At 73.0% G+C, this 15307-nt stretch carries 18 protein-coding genes; 10 read left to right on the forward strand and 8 right to left on the reverse strand.

Translation table 11 applies throughout. From position 1 onward, the window contains the following. Positions 1-105: 105 nt before the first annotated feature. From ACI794_RS04395 to ACI794_RS04415, 5 genes are all read right to left on the reverse strand, one after another. Positions 106-1011, reverse strand: a complete 906-nt coding sequence (locus ACI794_RS04395; RefSeq protein ID WP_456600878.1) for a DUF1028 domain-containing protein — start codon at positions 1009-1011, stop codon at positions 106-108. Between the two features lie 46 nt (positions 1012-1057). Beyond that, on the reverse strand, positions 1058-2047 hold the full coding sequence (locus ACI794_RS04400; RefSeq protein ID WP_456615732.1) for an LLM class flavin-dependent oxidoreductase: 990 nt from the start codon (positions 2045-2047) through the stop codon (positions 1058-1060). Between the two features lie 84 nt (positions 2048-2131). Further along, positions 2132-2749, reverse strand: a complete 618-nt coding sequence (locus ACI794_RS04405) for a hypothetical protein (protein WP_456600880.1) — start codon at positions 2747-2749, stop codon at positions 2132-2134. A gap of 85 nt (positions 2750-2834) precedes the next feature. Next, positions 2835-3176: a PspC domain-containing protein gene (locus ACI794_RS04410; RefSeq protein ID WP_456600881.1), complete on the reverse strand. Its 342-nt coding sequence runs from the start codon at positions 3174-3176 to the stop codon at positions 2835-2837. Positions 3177-3275: 99 nt separating this feature from the next. Continuing rightward, a complete protein-coding gene (locus ACI794_RS04415) occupies positions 3276-3728 on the reverse strand; it encodes a nuclear transport factor 2 family protein (protein WP_456600882.1) in 453 nt (150 codons plus the stop codon). Positions 3729-3876: 148 nt separating this feature from the next. Between ACI794_RS04415 and ACI794_RS04420 the strand changes: the two genes are divergently transcribed. From ACI794_RS04420 to ACI794_RS04445, 6 genes are all read left to right on the forward strand, one after another. After that, entirely contained in the window at positions 3877-4416 is a 540-nt protein-coding gene (locus tag ACI794_RS04420; protein WP_456615733.1) for a dihydrofolate reductase family protein, read from the forward strand. A gap of 71 nt (positions 4417-4487) precedes the next feature. Next, a complete protein-coding gene (locus tag ACI794_RS04425; protein WP_456600884.1) occupies positions 4488-4718 on the forward strand; it encodes a hypothetical protein in 231 nt (76 codons plus the stop codon). Positions 4719-4850: 132 nt separating this feature from the next. After that, positions 4851-5180: a hypothetical protein gene (locus tag ACI794_RS04430; RefSeq protein WP_456615734.1), complete on the forward strand. Its 330-nt coding sequence runs from the start codon at positions 4851-4853 to the stop codon at positions 5178-5180. A 116-nt stretch (positions 5181-5296) separates the two neighbouring features. Next, on the forward strand, positions 5297-6481 hold the full coding sequence (locus ACI794_RS04435) for an NAD(P)/FAD-dependent oxidoreductase (protein WP_456615735.1): 1185 nt from the start codon (positions 5297-5299) through the stop codon (positions 6479-6481). 114 nt (positions 6482-6595) lie between these two features. After that, the gene (locus tag ACI794_RS04440; RefSeq protein ID WP_456600887.1) at positions 6596-7003 is read left to right on the forward strand and encodes a YciI family protein; all 408 of its coding nucleotides are present in this window, start codon (positions 6596-6598) and stop codon (positions 7001-7003) included. Further along, entirely contained in the window at positions 7000-8154 is a 1155-nt protein-coding gene (locus tag ACI794_RS04445) for an RNA polymerase sigma factor (protein WP_456615736.1), read from the forward strand. Before ACI794_RS04440 ends, ACI794_RS04445 begins: the two co-directional genes overlap by 4 nt. Positions 8155-8158: 4 nt before the next feature. Here ACI794_RS04445 and ACI794_RS04450 read toward each other — a convergent pair whose 3' ends face one another. Continuing rightward, on the reverse strand, positions 8159-8356 hold the full coding sequence (locus ACI794_RS04450) for a hypothetical protein (RefSeq protein WP_456600889.1): 198 nt from the start codon (positions 8354-8356) through the stop codon (positions 8159-8161). A gap of 417 nt (positions 8357-8773) precedes the next feature. Between ACI794_RS04450 and ACI794_RS04455 the strand changes: the two genes are divergently transcribed. Continuing rightward, positions 8774-9835, forward strand: a complete 1062-nt coding sequence (locus ACI794_RS04455; RefSeq protein ID WP_456615737.1) for a hypothetical protein — start codon at positions 8774-8776, stop codon at positions 9833-9835. Positions 9836-9981: 146 nt separating this feature from the next. Here ACI794_RS04455 and ychF read toward each other — a convergent pair whose 3' ends face one another. After that, complete coding sequence (gene ychF / locus ACI794_RS04460) at positions 9982-11055, reverse strand: redox-regulated ATPase YchF (protein WP_456600891.1); 1074 nt, start codon at positions 11053-11055, stop codon at positions 9982-9984. Positions 11056-11113: 58 nt separating this feature from the next. Then, positions 11114-11614 (reverse strand): hypothetical protein, encoded by a 501-nt coding sequence (locus ACI794_RS04465; RefSeq protein ID WP_456615738.1) that lies wholly within the window; start codon positions 11612-11614, stop codon positions 11114-11116. A 127-nt stretch (positions 11615-11741) separates the two neighbouring features. On the opposite strand from ACI794_RS04465, the gene ACI794_RS04470 reads away from it, so the two are divergent. The 3 genes from ACI794_RS04470 (at position 11742) to ACI794_RS04480 (ending at position 15278) form a co-directional block, all read left to right on the forward strand. After that, positions 11742-14036 carry an MMPL family transporter gene (locus ACI794_RS04470; protein WP_456615739.1) on the forward strand — a complete coding sequence of 765 codons (2295 nt, stop codon included), beginning with the start codon at positions 11742-11744 and terminating at the stop codon, positions 14034-14036. After that, entirely contained in the window at positions 14033-14782 is a 750-nt protein-coding gene (locus tag ACI794_RS04475) for an LmeA family phospholipid-binding protein (RefSeq protein ID WP_456600894.1), read from the forward strand. The genes ACI794_RS04470 and ACI794_RS04475 overlap by 4 nt, the downstream gene beginning before the upstream one ends. A gap of 85 nt (positions 14783-14867) precedes the next feature. Then, positions 14868-15278, forward strand: a complete 411-nt coding sequence (locus tag ACI794_RS04480; RefSeq protein WP_456580845.1) for a hypothetical protein — start codon at positions 14868-14870, stop codon at positions 15276-15278. The last annotated feature ends 29 nt before the right edge of the window (positions 15279-15307 follow it).

The raw sequence follows: 15307 nt of genomic DNA on the forward strand, positions 1-15307 counted from the left end.
GGCACCCACTCCGGGTGCCCGCCCGCCGCGTCTCCCGGGTCTCCGCGGGCTGCCGCACCGCCCCCGTGCTGCCCACCCAGGCCGGCGAGGTCCCCGCGCCGCGGGTCAGCTGGGGGGCACGGGCGGGATGATCCGGTCGACGACGTCGGCCGGCATGAGCCCGGCCTTGCCGAATCGGCTGGCCGCCTCGATGAACTGAGGTGCCGAGGCGGCGAGGTCGACGAGCATCGCGCGGGCGTCGTCCTCGCGACCGGCGAGCGCCGCGACCACGGCCCGCCACATCAGCTGGTCGGGCTCGCTGACCGGGTCCATCGGCCGCAGCAGCTCCAGCTCCCGGTCGGCGGTGACCGGGTCGCCGTCGATGGCCTGCTGGAAGGCGCGGACGACGTCCTGGTAGCGCGCGCGGGTGACGGTGAGCTCGGCGAGGACGCCGAGCGGGTCCGGGGAGTCGTCGACCCGCAGGTCGACCACCATGTCGTGCCAGGGCCGGCCGGTCGTGGTGGCGCGGACGACCATGATCGCGGCCGACCGGCGTCCCCGGAAGTCGCCCCCGGCCTCCTCCCCCGCCACGAGCGCGTTGAGCAGCCGCTGCGCGAGGGGGCCGATGGAGCCCTCGAAACGCTCGACCATCGCCTCCCACACCGCCGGCGAGCTGGCCATGTTGGCCAGCGCCACGGAGGTGTCGCCGACGAGGTGGCCGGCGGCGTCGACGCAGTTGGCGCCGGTGTACACGGCGAAGTCGCCGGCGAGGCCGAGGACGGCGACCTGCCGGCGCTCGGGCTGCGGGTCGACGCTGCTGAGCGCCGTCAGCACCTCCTGCGCGGTGAAGCCGCCGCGGAGCAGGTCCAGGCCGACGGCGCCGTACATGGGCTCGGCCATCGACTGCGTCGCGATGACGCCGTGCCCGGGGAGGGCGAAGGGGACGCTGTTCCCGACCGCGAAGGCCTGGGACTGCGTGGCGACGCCCATCTCCCCTGTCTCCGGGTCACGGGCCACGATCGAGTACGTCACCGCCGCCGCCTACCCGTCGCTCCCGGGGGCCCGAAACACGCCTGCATCACAGTGCGTGGGCCGCCATGGCCCCGGCCAGCAGCTCCACCGACCGCAGCCGCCCCTCGAGGGAGCCCGACTGGTGGGCGACGATCAGCTCGTCGGCGTCGGCGAACTCGGCGAACCCCTCGATGTGCTCCCGCACCTCGGCCGGGGTGCCGACGGCGGTGTGGGTGAGCATCGTCTCCACGTGCTGGCCGGCCCCCTGGGCGAGGAGCTGGTCGGCCTGCTCGTCGGTGAGCGCGCGGCCCCGGCCGAACAGGCCGATGGCCAGGTTCCGGCGGACCGCCTGCAGCTGCTCCTGCGCGGCCGCGGTGCTGTCGGCCGCGACGACGTTGACGCCGGCGATCACGTGGGGCTCGGCGAGCTGCTCGGAGGGCTTGAACTCCCGCCGGTAGGCCGCGACGGCGGGCTCGAGCATGGCGGGCGCGAAGTGCGAGGCGAAGGCGTAGGGCAGCCCGAGCGCGGCCGCGAGCGTGGCGCCGAACATCGAGGAGCCCAGGACGTACAGCGGCACCCGCGAGCCCTTGCCCGGAATGGCGTCGACTCCGGGCACCCGGCTCTCGCCGGCGAGGTAGGCCTGCAGCTCGAGGACGTCCTGCGGGAACGTGTCGGCCGAGCGCGGATCGCGGCGCAGGGCGTACATGGTGTTCTGGTCGCTGCCGGGGGCACGGCCCAGGCCCAGGTCGATGCGGCCGGGGTACATCGCGTCGAGCGTGCCGAACTGCTCGGCGATCGTCAGCGGCGAGTGGTTGGGCAGCATGACGCCGCCGGCCCCGAGCCGGATGGTGCGGGTGTGCGCGCCGACGTGGGAGATCAGCACGCTGGTGGCCGACGAGGCGATCGAGGGCATGTTGTGGTGCTCGGCGTACCAGACGCGCGCGTAGCCGTGCTCCTCCGCGCGCTGGGCGAGCGCGACGCTCGCGGCGATGGCGCTGCTCGCGGTCTCCCCGCGTGGGATGGGGGCCAGGTCGAGGACGGACAGGGTGATGCTCATGAGTGGTGCGGGCCTTTCACGTCGGTTGCACCTGGCAACGCCGTCGGCCCGCCGCACCTTCCCCCGCTGCGCCGCCCGCTGCGGTCAGCGGCTCTGCAAGGCGTCCAGGGCCACCGCCATCGCCGCCGCCACCCGGAAGTCCACGCGGGGGTCGGGGACGGTGACCGTGTAGTGGTCGCGCAGCCCGATCCGCTTCTCGCTGCTCAGCACGACCGCACCGGTGCGGCTGTCGGTGAAGTCGAAGTGGAACAGAAAGGGCACCGGGATGTTGTTGAGGAACGGGATGAAGTTCCACACCCGGCGCAGCACCGCGATGAACTGGTTGCGCTCCTGGCCGACCGCCTCGAGGCCGGGCGCGGAGAGGTGCCAGGTCGAGCGCAGCAGGCTGGCCCCGAAGTCCTTCCTGAAGTAGCCGATGGGCTGGCCGTACTCGTCGACGACGTCGTGCTCGGCGCCGACGTCGAGGCGCTGGCGGGCCCTGAAGGAGAAGACCCGCCGGCTCCTGGACTCATCGGCGAAGAAGACGACCTCCTCGCGGAGCTTCATCCGCTTCTGCTCGGCGAGCGCGAGGAGGTGCCCTTCGCTGCCGTCGGGCGCGGCCGCCCGAACCTCGTAGCGGTTGACCATCATCGTGACCCGCTGCCGGATGAAGAAGCGCGGGACGACCATCGGGGCGGGCTGGTGTCCGGAAGGAACGGTCACTCGGTGCTCCGTCGCTGCTCGAGGGGTGTGGGCGCCATCCTGGCGGATCGGCGCCGGTCGCGGGCCGGCGCCGACCCTCGCGTCGTCAGCGCGGGGACTCCTCGCGCCGCCCGGTGAGCGCGTGGTGCAGCCGCTGGACCAGTCGCTCCAGAGGGCTGGGCGTCTCGTCGCTGCGGGCCGGGCCCGACGGCATGAGCACCCACAGCAGCAGGTAGACCAGGATGCCGGCGCCCCCGGCGACGGTGAGGCCCACGAAGCCCACCCGCCAGAGGACGGCGTCGATGCCGGTGTAGTCGGCCAGGCCGCCGCACACGCCACCGGCCATCTTGTCGGTGCTGCTGCGTCGGAGCTCCGGCCGCGACGGGGGCGGCTGCCGGTCCGTGGCGGGGATGTCCGCGGGGGGAGGGAGGGGGGCTGAGTTCGTCATGCCACGAGCGTGCCGCCCGCGCCGCCCGGCGGACATCCGGTGACACCCGGAACCACCCCTGGTTCCGCGCTCAGGGTCGCCCTGGTGGGATCCCCGGCCTCAGCGCAGCGGCAGCGGGGTCGTGTCGCCGTCCTCCCTCGGTCCGAGGATCCAGCGCTCCTCGAGGGCGATGGGGACGTCGTTGATGCTGGCCTCCCGCCGGCGCATGAGGCCGTCCTCGGCGAACTCCCAGTTCTCGTTGCCGTACGAGCGCCAGGTGCCGCCCTCGGCGTCCTGCCACTCGTACTGGAACCGCACCGCGATGCGGTCGTCGCTGAACGCCCACAGCTCCTTGCGGAGCGCGTAGTCCAGCTCGCGCTGCCACTTGCGGGTCAGGAACTGCACGACCTCGTCACGGCCGTGCAGGAACTCGGCGCGGTTCCGCCACACCGTGTCCTCGGTGTAGGCCTGCGCCACCCGCTCGGGGTCGCGGGTGTTCCACGCGTCCTCCGCGGCGCGGACCTTCTGCCGGGCGGTCTCCAGGGTGAACGGCGGGAACGGGGGGCGGGGCACGTGGTACCTCCTCGGCGCAGCGGTGGCCGCCGGCCGGCCACCGGGTGCCAGCCTGCCGGTCGGAGCCGGGAACGCGCACGCCGGCCGATGAGATCGGCGGACCTGCCCCGTCTAGGTTCTCGTCGACCGCATCACCGAAGGAGATCCCGTGGGACGCATCGCCGCTGCTCTGTTCACCACCGTCGACGGCTCGGCCGAGCGCCCCGACCTGTGGCACGGCCCCTACTTCGACGAGGCGATGGGGCAGGCGATGGACCGGCACCTGGGCCGCTGCGAGGCCTACCTCATGGGCCGCGTGCTGCACGACCAGTGGGCGCAGTACTGGCCGGGCAACGACAGCGACGAGTTCGCCGAGTTCATCAACCCCGTCCAGAAGTACGTGCTGTCGACGACGCTGGAGGGCTCCGACTGGGCCGGGACGACGGTTCTGCGCAGCCTCGACGATGTGCGGGCGCTCAAGGACCGCACCGACGGCACCATCGGCATGTCGGGGAGCCTCACCACCGTGCGGTCGCTGCTGGCCGCCGGCCTGCTCGACGAGTTGGTGCTGCTCGTCGACCCGGTGGTCGTCTCGGGCGAGCGGCGCTGGACCGACGAGCTGGGCCGCACGCCGCTGGAGCTGGTGTCCTCCGAGGCGCTGCCGACCGGGGTGCTGCACGTGGTCTACCGGCCGGCCGCGGAGGGCTGAGACGCCGCGTCGCCGTCCGGAGTTCGGGAGGGCGTCACCCGCCGGACATCTCGCGTGCCCACCCTGGCGCCATGACGGCGAGCCTTTTCGTGATCGGTATCCGGGTCGGGTGGATCGGGCGTGATGTCGACGCTGCCGGTCGCGGGGGTGCCGACGACGTCGTCCACGCCGTGGCCAAGCCCGTGGTCGACGGGCTGGAGGCGTCGCTCTGCGGTCAACTCGTGCGCGCGACCGCCGCGCAGGACTGGCCGGCGCAGCACGACGCCGCCCGCTGCGAGGAGTGCGCCCGCCTCGCCGGTTGACCCGCCGGCATCCGCCGCGGCGGTCGGCGGGCACCGGCGGCCCACCGGTCCACACGGCCCGCCACGGCCGCGCGCGGTCCGGCGCGCTCCTGACGCCACCGCGCGGCGCGCCGCTCCCCTAATCTCCGCCGCGTGCTCGACCCCCGCGAACGCTCCCGAAGTGCCCGCGCCGACCGGTGGCGGTCGCCGGTGCTCGCCCTGGCGGCCCTCGCGGTCGCGTTCTGGGCGGCGTCCTACAGCTGGATGCTCGGGCTGACCCCGCCCACCCGGTGGCTCAGCGCCACGGCGTCACCGTGGCTGGTGATGGAGGTCGCGGCGGTGGGGACCGGTGCCGCCGCACTCCTGGCGGGCCTGCTGCTGGCACGAGCCGGCGACGGCAGCCGGCGGGTCGGGATCCGCGCGGCCTGGTTGGGCGGCTTCGCGCTGGTCGCGACCACGGCGAGCCTCGCCGCCCCTCTGTGACGACCCCGATCCACCGGGCGTCCGCGGTGCGGAACCCGCTCGAAGTGGGCAGGCTCGCCCCCGTGGCCGAGCTGCGGCGGTGACCGGGAGTCCGCAGCGTGAGGGCGGGAGCGGACGTGGAGCACACCGAGGTACTCATCGTGGGCGGCGGCAACGCCGGCATCTCGCTGGCGGCGCGGTTGCTCCGCGACGGGGTGGAGGACGTCACCCTCGTGGCGCCGTCCCCGGTGCACCGGTACAAGCCGCTGCTGAACTACGTGGCCGCCGGCGAGGCGGAGATGGCCGACCTCGAGCGCCCGATGGCCGACGTCGTGCCCGACGGGTGCACCTGGATCCGCGACGCCGTCGACGCCGTGGACCCCGCCGTCATGACGGTGCGCACCCGCGGTGGGCGGACCCTGCACTGCTCCACCCTCGTGCTCTGCCCGGGCCTGGTCGAGGACTGGGACGCCACGCCGGGGTTGCAGCAGGCCTACGCCGAGGGGTGGGCCGCGTCGTCCTACGTGCCCGGCAGCACGCCGGTGGTCTGGCCGGGCGTGACGTCGCTGCGCTCGGGCTCGGTCGTCTTCACCGTGCCGCCGGAGCCGGCGTCGTGCGCGCCGACCGCGCTCAAGCCGCTGCTGATGGCGTGCGACCACTGGCGGCGCTCCGGGGTGCTCGGTGACCTGCAGATCCGCCTCGTGCTGCCGGCGGCGACCGGGACGGGTGTCCCGGAGGCGGACCGGCGCCTGGAGGAGGCGTTCGCCGGCTACGGCGTCGAGGTGCTGCGCGAATCCCGGCTCAAGCGGGTGGACGGCGACCTGCACTCGGTGACGGTCACCTCCCCCGGCGGCCGGCGGGTGCTGGAGGACGTCGCCTTCGCGCACGCCGTCCCGCACTACCGGGCACCGCGCTGGATCGCCGACGCAGGCCTCGCCGTCGACCCCTCCCCCGGCCTGGTCGACGTCGACCCGGAGACGATGCGGCACCGCCGCCACGACTCGATCTGGGGTCTCGGCGACGCCGCCGACCTCGTCACCCGCCCGTCGGGGGGCGCGCTGCGCAAGCAGGTGAAGGTGTTGAGCAGCAACCTGTCGGCCGTCGCGAACGGCAAGCCGATGCAGCGGTACGACGGCTACACGGTCATGCCGATCACCGTGAGCCGCCGGAAGCTGATGCTCAACGAGGTCGACCGCGACAACCGGTCGCAGCCGTCGGTGCCCTTCCTCGACCCGTTCGTGCCGCGCCGCTGGCAGTGGCTCTTCGACCGCTACGGGCTGCCGCAGGTCTACTGGCACCAGATCCTCCGCGGCCGGGTCTGACGCCGTCTGGAGTTTTTCACGACCGGGCCCGGGGGGCATGTCGAGAAACTCCAGGCGGTTCCGTCCCAGGGTGCGAACGGCCACGATGGGCCGTACCTCACCAGGGAGAACACCATGGCCAAGTACCTGCTGCTCAAGCACTACCGCGGCGCGCCGGCGGCGGTGAACGACGTCCCGATGGAGAAGTGGACGCCGGAGGAGATCTCGGCGCACATGCAGTACATGCAGGACTTCGCGACGCGACTGGAGCGCACCGGCGAGTTCGTCGACGGGCAGGCGCTCGCGCCCGAGGGCATCTGGGTCCGCTCGGACGGCGAGGGGCGGCCGCCGGTCACCGACGGCCCGTTCGCGGAGACCAAGGATCTGATCGCCGGCTGGATGGTGATCGACGTCGACAGCCACGAACGGGCGGTCGAGCTGGCCGGCGAGCTGTCCGCGGCCCCCGGTGCTGGTGGCGAGCCGATCCACGAGTGGCTGGAGCTGCGTCCCTTCCTGACGGCGCCGCCCACCATCACGGAGTGACCGCACCGGTGGACGAGGCCCTCCTCCGGGCGATCGTCCCCACCGTGATCGGGACCCTCGGCCGCCGCGGAGCAGACTTCGCGGCGGCCGAGGACGCCGTCCAGGAAGCCCTTGTCGAAGCCGTGCGGGTGTGGCCGGACGACCCACCGCGCGACCCGCAGGGCTGGCTGGTCACGGTGGCCTGGCGCAAGTTCCTCGACGCCACGCGGGCCGAGACCGCCCGGCAGCGGCGCGAGGAGCGGGTGGGCGCGGAGCCGGAGCCCGGCGCGGCGGAGGCCCGGGACGATTCGCTGCGGCTCTACTTCCTGTGCGCCCACCCGTCGCTGACCCCGGCGTCCGCGGTCGCGCTGACGCTGCGCGCCGTCGGCGGGCTGACCACGCGGCAGATCGCCCAGGCCTACCTCGTGCCGGAGGCGACCATGGCGCAGCGCATCAGCCGGGCCAAGCGGACGGTCTCGGGCGTCCGCTTCGACCGCCCCGGCGACATCGCCACCGTGCTGCGGGTGCTCTACCTGGTCTTCAACGAGGGCTACTCGGGCGACGTCGACCTCGCCGCGGAGGCGATCCGCCTCACCCGGCAGCTGGCGGCCGTCAGCGACCACCCGGAGGTGTCGGGGTTGCTCGCGCTCATGCTGCTGCACCACGCGCGGCGCCGGGCGCGGACCCGCCCCGACGGCGGCCTCGTGCCGCTGGCCGAGCAGGACCGCGCCGCGTGGGACACCCGGCTGATCGCCGAGGGGGTCGACGTGCTCCAGGCCGCGCTGGCACGCGACCGGCTGGGCGAGTTCCAGGCGCAGGCCGCGACCGCCGCGCTGCACGCCGACGCGCGCAGCACCGAGGAGACCGACTGGGTGCAGATCGTCGAGTGGTACGACGAGCTGGTGCGGCTGACCGGCAGCCCGATCGCCCGCCTCAACCGGGCCGTCGCGGTCGGGGAGGCCGACGGCGCGCGGGCCGGGCTGGCCGCGCTGGCCGACCTCGACCCCTCGCTCCCCCGCTACACCGCCGTCGCCGCGTACCTGCACGAGAAGGACGGCGACCTCGCCACCGCGGCGCGGCTCTACGCCGAGGCCGCCCGGTCGGCCCCGGACCTGCGGGAGCGCGACCACCTCACGCGGCAGGCGGCCCGGCTCAACGCGCTCCTCGGCTGAGCGCCTAGCGCTGCTGTCGCCGGGCGATGAGGACGAGGCCACCCACCAGGATCACGAGCGGCGCCCAGCCCGGCAGGCCGAAGGGCCCGACGACCAGCTGGATCACGAAGATCGCCAGCTGGAAGGCGACGATGAAACCCACCAGGAGCACGATGCCGAAGAGCAGCGGCCGCTCCGCCTGCAGCTGTCGCAGGTAGTCCATCAGGTCTCCTCCGTCGTGGGTTCCAGCTGCCGCCCCGGCATGGCCGGCCAGAGGAGACATCGTCACCAGAACGCCGGTGCTGTAGCTCCTGTTCCGCCCTACCCCGCCGTCCGGGTGCGAGGTAGGACGTCGAAGCGGCAGTCCACCACGTCGCCGTCGGCCATGACGTGGTCCTCCCGCTCCATGCGCACCCAGCCGCGGGACCGTTCCGGGCGGACCGAGGACGAGGGTCAACGGCGGCCGGATCGACGACCTCACCGGCCGACCCCCCTCGGGCAGGAGACGTGGAGACAGCAGGCGACCTTCGCTTGCCGCTCCGGCGCTGCCGGTACTAGAACGTGCGCCATGCGGGGTGGCACGTGGTGGAGGGCCTACAGGCGCGAATACCACCGCACATGGAGGGGGCGTCTCGGCTGCATGCTGCTGCTGTTGCCGGTCCTGTGGCTGTCGATCCTCCTGGTGCGCGTTCCCGCGGGAAGTGCGCTGACCGTGCCCGCTCTGTTCCTGGACCGCGTGATCGTGGTGAGCTCCGTGGTGGTGCTGCCGGCCACAGTCCTCCTGCTGCTGGTACTCCCGCTGCCGGGCGCGCGTGCAGCGGCTGTCGTCGGCGGGGCTGTGTCCGCCATCGTCGGGCTGCCGACCTTGCTCGCGGCGATCGACCCACCTCGAGAGCCGCTGCCGACCGCACTCGCAGTCGCATCGGTCATCTGCGGTGCAGCACTCGTGTCGATCCTGCTGTTCAGATCCTTCAAGGGCCGACGATGGCGTCTGTCGCTCCTGGCTCCACTGGCTCTGCTGCCCGCTCTCTTGCCGGCTGTCCAGTTCTGGCAGGCGACCTCTTACACGCCTTCTCAGCTGATCACCTCGGTGACGCCCGAAGTCCGCGTCGTGGTGCAGAGGCTCGACCCCGAGGAGCGTCTCGGAACCGTCGAGGTCACTCTCGACAACAGTGGGGATGTCCGAGCGTCCCTGTTCACGTCACAAGTCGTCTTCTGCTTCTCCGCGGAGAACGACTGGAGGAAGTTCCACGAGCTCACCATGGCGCAATTACGCGCTGACGAGGACTGCGCCTACGCCCAGGTGGTCAGCCGGAATGCTGACCTGGACGCACAGACGACGCAGACCTATTCCATACCGTGGCGAGCTCCGGCCTCCAAGTCGTTCGCCATCGTGTGGATGATCTCCGAATACGTGCGGGAAGACCGGATGCGCTTGGTCGAGGAGGCGCTCGAGCGGGACAGCGCGCCGGGATGCCTCGGGAACGTGACCGTCTTCCGCCTACAACCCGACACGCGGTTCAAGGGCGTCGTCCAGCCCACGCGACTCCTGACCTTCGACCGCGAGGAGTTCTATCTCAGCTACGAGGGGGCTCCTCTGTGCGGGACGGAGACGAACCAGGAACTGCGCACGGAACTGGGTGTCCGGAGGATCTCCGTCTACAGGGGTGACTGGCTCACCGATCCCCCCGGGCAGGACTGACGGGGCGACCACCGTGGTCTGCCCGGTCCGGGTATGCCGCTGGACCTCGGACACGAGGAGGCCGGTGGAGGGCGACCGAGGCTCTTCCACGCCTCGGCCCCGACCGCTGGCGTCGACGAGCGATGGAGCCGGGGCATCGTGTCCCATCAGACGTTGAAGCGGAACTCCACGACGTCGCCGTCGGCCATGACGTAGTCCTTGCCCTCCATGCGCACCCAGCCCTTGGACTTGGCCTCGGCCATGGACCCCGCCTCGACCAGCTGGTCGTAGCTGACGATCTCGGCCTTGATGAAGCCGCGCTGGAAGTCGGTGTGGATGACGCCGGCGGCCTGCGGGGCGGTGGCGCCGACCGGGATCGTCCAGGCGCGGGCCTCCTTCGGCCCGGCCGTCAGGTACGTCTGCAGCCCGAGGGTGCGGAACCCGACCTTGGCGAGCTGGTCGAGCCCGGGCTCGTTCTGCCCGATCGACTCCAGCAGCTCGGCGGCCTCCTCGGCGGGCAGCTCGATCAGCTCCGACTCGGTCTGCGCGTCGAGGAAGATGGCCTCGGCCGGGGCGACCAGCGCGCGCAGCTCGTCGAGCACCTCGGCGTTGCCCAGCTCGTCGGCGTCGACGTTGAAGACGTAGAGGAACGGCTTGGTCGTCAGCAGCGTCAGCTCGCGCAGCGGCTCGGGGTCGACCCCGGCGGAGAAGAGCGTCTTGCCGCTGTCCAGCACCTCCTGCGCGGCGACGGCGGCGTCGTGCAGGGCCTTGCGGTCCTTGTCCTTGCGCGACTCCTTCTCCAGCCGCGGGATCGCCTTCTCCAGCGTCTGCATGTCGGCCAGCACGAGCTCGGTGTTGATCGTCTCGATGTCGTCAGCCGGGCTGACCTTGCCCTCGACGTGCACGACGTCGGGGTCGGTGAAGACGCGGATGACCTGGCAGATCGCGTCGCTCTCGCGGATGTTGGCGAGGAACTTGTTGCCCAGGCCCTGGCCCTCGCTGGCGCCGCGCACGATGCCGGCGATGTCGACGAACGAGACCGTCGCCGGGATGATCTTCTGCGAGCCGAAGATCTCCGCGAGCTTCTCCAGCCGCGGGTCGGGCACCCCCACCACGCCGACGTTGGGCTCGATCGTCGCGAACGGGTAGTTCGCCGCGAGGACGTCGTTCTTGGTCAGGGCGTTGAAGAGCGTCGACTTGCCGACGTTGGGCAGGCCGACGATCCCGATGGTGAGACTCACGGGGCACCAGCCTACGGCGCCCGGGGCCCGGACCCCTGACCGCCGCGGGCGGCGCCGGTCAGTCGGTCGTGTCGGGGCTCTCGGGTGCGGCCGAGCCGGTCGGCGGTGCCACGCCCGTCGGCACGGCGACGGACGGGCCGTCCGGGACGCCGGCGCCCACCTCGCAGGTGTCGATGCTGTTCTGCAGCTGTCGCTGCAGGGGCTGCAGCCGGCGGACGATCTCGTCGAGCCGGGCGGCGTTGAACTCGGCGATCGCCTCGCCCAGCTCGTCGACGAGCTGGGCGATGTCCTCGGCGGCGTTGACCGCCTGCAGGCAGTCGTCGTCCACCGTCAGCTGCCCCGTCGCCCCGCTCTCCTCGCCGAGATCGGCGCCCGGCAGGGCGGCGTCCGGGTTCGTCGGCACCGGGGCCGCCACGAGCACGCTGCCCTGGCTCAGCAAACCGGCGATGACCACTCCGACGACGAGGCCGCCCAGGAAGGCGCCTGTCCGCCCCCACCACCGCAGCACTCGCCGCCACCCCTCCTGGGGCACCGGTGACCTCGTGCCGGTCTCGGCCATGGTGGGACCTCCGCTCGCCGGGCAGGCGCGTCCGCCCCCGGTTACCCTCCGCCTGCGGTGCCAACCGGGGATCGGCCAGGGGTGGAGGCCAGGTGCACGGTCGGATGACGTCTCCCCCACCGCCGGCATGACGACCGGCGGTCGGCAGCCCGCGCGCGCGGGGGGACCGTTTCGCCTGCTCGCGGCCGCCTACCGCGCCACCGTCGTCAAGGCCCGCTGGTTCGTCGTGCTGGCCTGGATCCTGATCACCGTGTGGGTCTCGATGTCCCTGCCCACGGCGAGCGGCGGTGGCGGCGGCATCGGCTCGCTGGTTCCCTCCGACAGCCCCGTCGTCCAGGCGCAGGAGCGCAGCCTGCAGCTGTTCCGGCTCCCCGTGCTGTCCGACACCTCGGTCGTGGTGCACGACCCGGGCGGCCTCAGCGTGCTGACCCGCGCCGACGTGGCGCTGTGGGCGCTGTCGTTCACCCAGAACTACCTGGACGGCACGGTGCCCGAGGGCCGCGGGAACATCGCCGCCGCCGTCCCGATCCCGACCGGCACCTCCGACACCGCCGTCACCTACCTCTACGTCACGCCGTTCACGTCCCTGGCGCAGACGGCCGCGCTCGCCCGCCAGTACGCCGCGCACTTCGAGAACCAGCCCGGCGTGCAGACCTACGTGACCGGCGTCGTCCCGGCACAGATCCAGCAGGTGTCCTACCTGCAGTCCCGGATCCACGTGTTCGAGGTCGCCACGCTCGTCCTCATCGCCGTCGTCGTGGGGCTGGTCTTCCGGTCGCTCGTCGCGCCCTTCGTGGTGCTCTTCACCGCCGGGCTCGGCTACCTGGTCGCCATCCGCAGCCTGGGGGTGCTGGCGGCGGCGTTCGGGTTCTCCCTGCCCGACCAGGTCCAGCCGCTGATCGCGGCCCTGCTCATCGGCGTGATCACCGACTACTGCGTGCTGTTCTTCTCCGGGCTGCGCCGCGAGCTCGACCGGGGCCTGCCACGCCTCGAGGCGGCCCGCGCCGCCGTCGCCGTCGAAGGCCCGATCATCGCCGTCGCCGGCATCACGGTCGCGGCGGGGACGGCCGCGCTGCTGGCCGCCGACTACGAGCTCTTCCGCGCCTTCGGTCCCGCGCTGTCGCTGACCGTGGTCATCGGGGTCCTCGTCTCGCTCACGCTCGTGCCGGCGATGCTCGCGATCCTCGGGCGGTGGCTCTTCCTGCCCGCCGCCGCGCGCCCCCGTCGGGAGCCCTCCACCCGGGGTGCCGGCCCGCTGGTCCGGATCGTCGTCAGCCGCCGGGGCGCGGCGGTCGCCGCCGCGCTCGGGACCGCCGTCCTCGTCGTGGCCGCGCTCCCCCTGACCTCGCTGCGCCTGGACCTGTCGTTCACCGGCGGGCTGCCCAGCGACGACCCCGTCAGCCGCGGCGCCGCCGTGCTCGAGGAGGCCGGCGTCCGGGGCGTCGTGGCGCCCACCGAGATCATCCTGGAGCGTCCGGGGATCGCCGACGACCGCGCCGCGCTCGAATCGGTGCAGCGCGCGCTCACCGCCCAGCCGGGCGTGGCCACGGTGCTCGGGCCGGCCCAGAACCCGCTCCCGGACAACTACGGGGTCGTGTTCTCCCAGGACGGCGACGCCGCACGATTCGTCGTCGTCCTGGACAGCGACCCGCTGGCCGCCGGGGCCATCGCCGACCTGCGGCGGCTGGAGGACCGGCTGGCGCCCCTGCTGGCCGACGCCGGCCTCGGGGACGCCGACGTGCTGGTCACCGGCCAGACCGCGATCGCCGCCGAGCTGGCCCAGATCACGCGGGACAACCTCCGGTACACGCTGCTGGCGGCCCTGGCCGTGGAACTGCTCGTGCTGGTCTTCTACCTGCGGGCGCTGGTGGCCCCCATCGCTCTGCTCTTCACCAGCGCCCTGAGCGTCGCCGCGGCCATGGGCCTGACCGTGCTCGTGTTCCAGGGGTGGCTCGACGACCCGGGGCTGACCTTCTACGTGCCGTTCGCCACCGCGGTCCTGCTGCTGGCGCTCGGCTCGGACTACAACGTCTTCGCGGTGGGCTCCATCTGGGAGGCCGCGAACCGGTTGCCGCTGAGCAAGGCGATCGCCTTCGCCATGCCGGCCACCGCGCGCGCGATCAGCGCCGCCGGCGTGATCCTCGCGACGACGTTCGCGATGGTGGCGATCATCCCCCTCGACACCTTCCGGCAGGTCGCCTTCACCATGAGCGTCGGCCTGCTGATCGACACCTTCCTCGTCCGCCCGGTGCTCACCCCCGCGCTGCTCACGCTCCTGGGCCGGTGGTCCAGCTGGCCCAGCCGCCGCATCCGGACCGAGGCGGTCTCCCGCGAGGAGCTGCGCGACACCGCCGAGACCGCGGCCCGCTCCCCCACCGGCCGGCGGGTCGGCGAGCCGACCCTGGAGACCGCCGGCCGATGAGCACCGCGACGCAGAGGTGGACGGTGCGGCGGCCGCGCCGGTCGACGCTCCTCCTGGCCGGGAGCGTGGCCATCGGCGTCCTCCTCGTGCTGTGGGGGGCCGACCGGCTGGCCCGCTGGGCTGCGGAGGGGCTCCTGGCGCGCAACGTCCAGCTGACCACCGGCGTCCTGGAGCGGCCGGAGGTCGAGGTGCACGGCGCCTTCTTCCTGCCCCAGTTGATCGCCGGGCGGTACGAGCGCGTCGAGATCGTCGTCGAGGACCTGCGCGCCGGCCCGCTGCGCATCGAGCGCGTGCAGGCGGAGCTGTCCGGCGTCCACGTCCCGTTCCACGACCTGCTCACGCAGGACATCGACACCGTCTACCTCGAGCGGACCCGCGAGGTGGCGACGCTGACCTACGAGGACCTCAACACCTACCTGGAGGCCACCGGCCGCTCCCTGCGTCTCGACGGCGCACCCGACGGTGAGCTGCGGCTGACCGGGTCGGTCGAGGTGCTCGGGCGCCGGCTCTCCGCCTCGGCGCGGGCGGTGATCGAGCCGGAGGGCGGGGACCTCGCCGTGCAACCCACCCAGATCGACACCGCCACGTTCCTGGACGACGCGAGCAGGGCGCTGCTCCGGCAGCGGTTCACCGTCACCATCCCCATGGACCCGCTGCCGTTCGGGCAGGAGCTGACCGGCGTCGCGACCGGCGAGGCGCGCGTCACCGTCGAGGCCGGCGGATCCGGCGTCCTCGTGACCCCTTGATGTCGGTTTGGTGACCCATGTCACAGTCCCGTGACGATCGGTCCGAGCGGGCGCGGCGCCGAAGTGGCCGACCTAGCCTCGGATCATGGCCACCTCATACACGCGCAGGCTCTCCCGCGGGGCGCTCGCCGCGGGTGCCGTGCTGCTGTTCCCTCTCGCCGCATGCTCGGGCACCGAGCCGAACACCGGCACGTCCGTCCTCGAGGACACCGGCGCCGTCGCCTCGTCGGCGAGTTCGGCGGCGGGCGCCGTGGGCAATGCCGTCGACTGCTCCGGGACCTCGTGCTCCGTGACCCTCGGCGCGGACGCCGAGTCGGTCGACGTCCTCGGCACCACGGTGTCCTTCGGCGGGGTCCAGGACGGCGAGGCGACCTTCAGCGTGGGCGACCGGGAGGTCACCTGCACCGAGGGCCAGACCGTCGAAGCCGGACCCCTGTCGATGGAGTGCACCACGGTCTCCACCGACAGCGTGACCTTCACCGCCTCCCTCGGCTGACGCCCCCGCGGGCGCCTCCCCCCTTCCGG

The organism is Blastococcus sp. SYSU DS0541, from assembly GCF_054050875.1.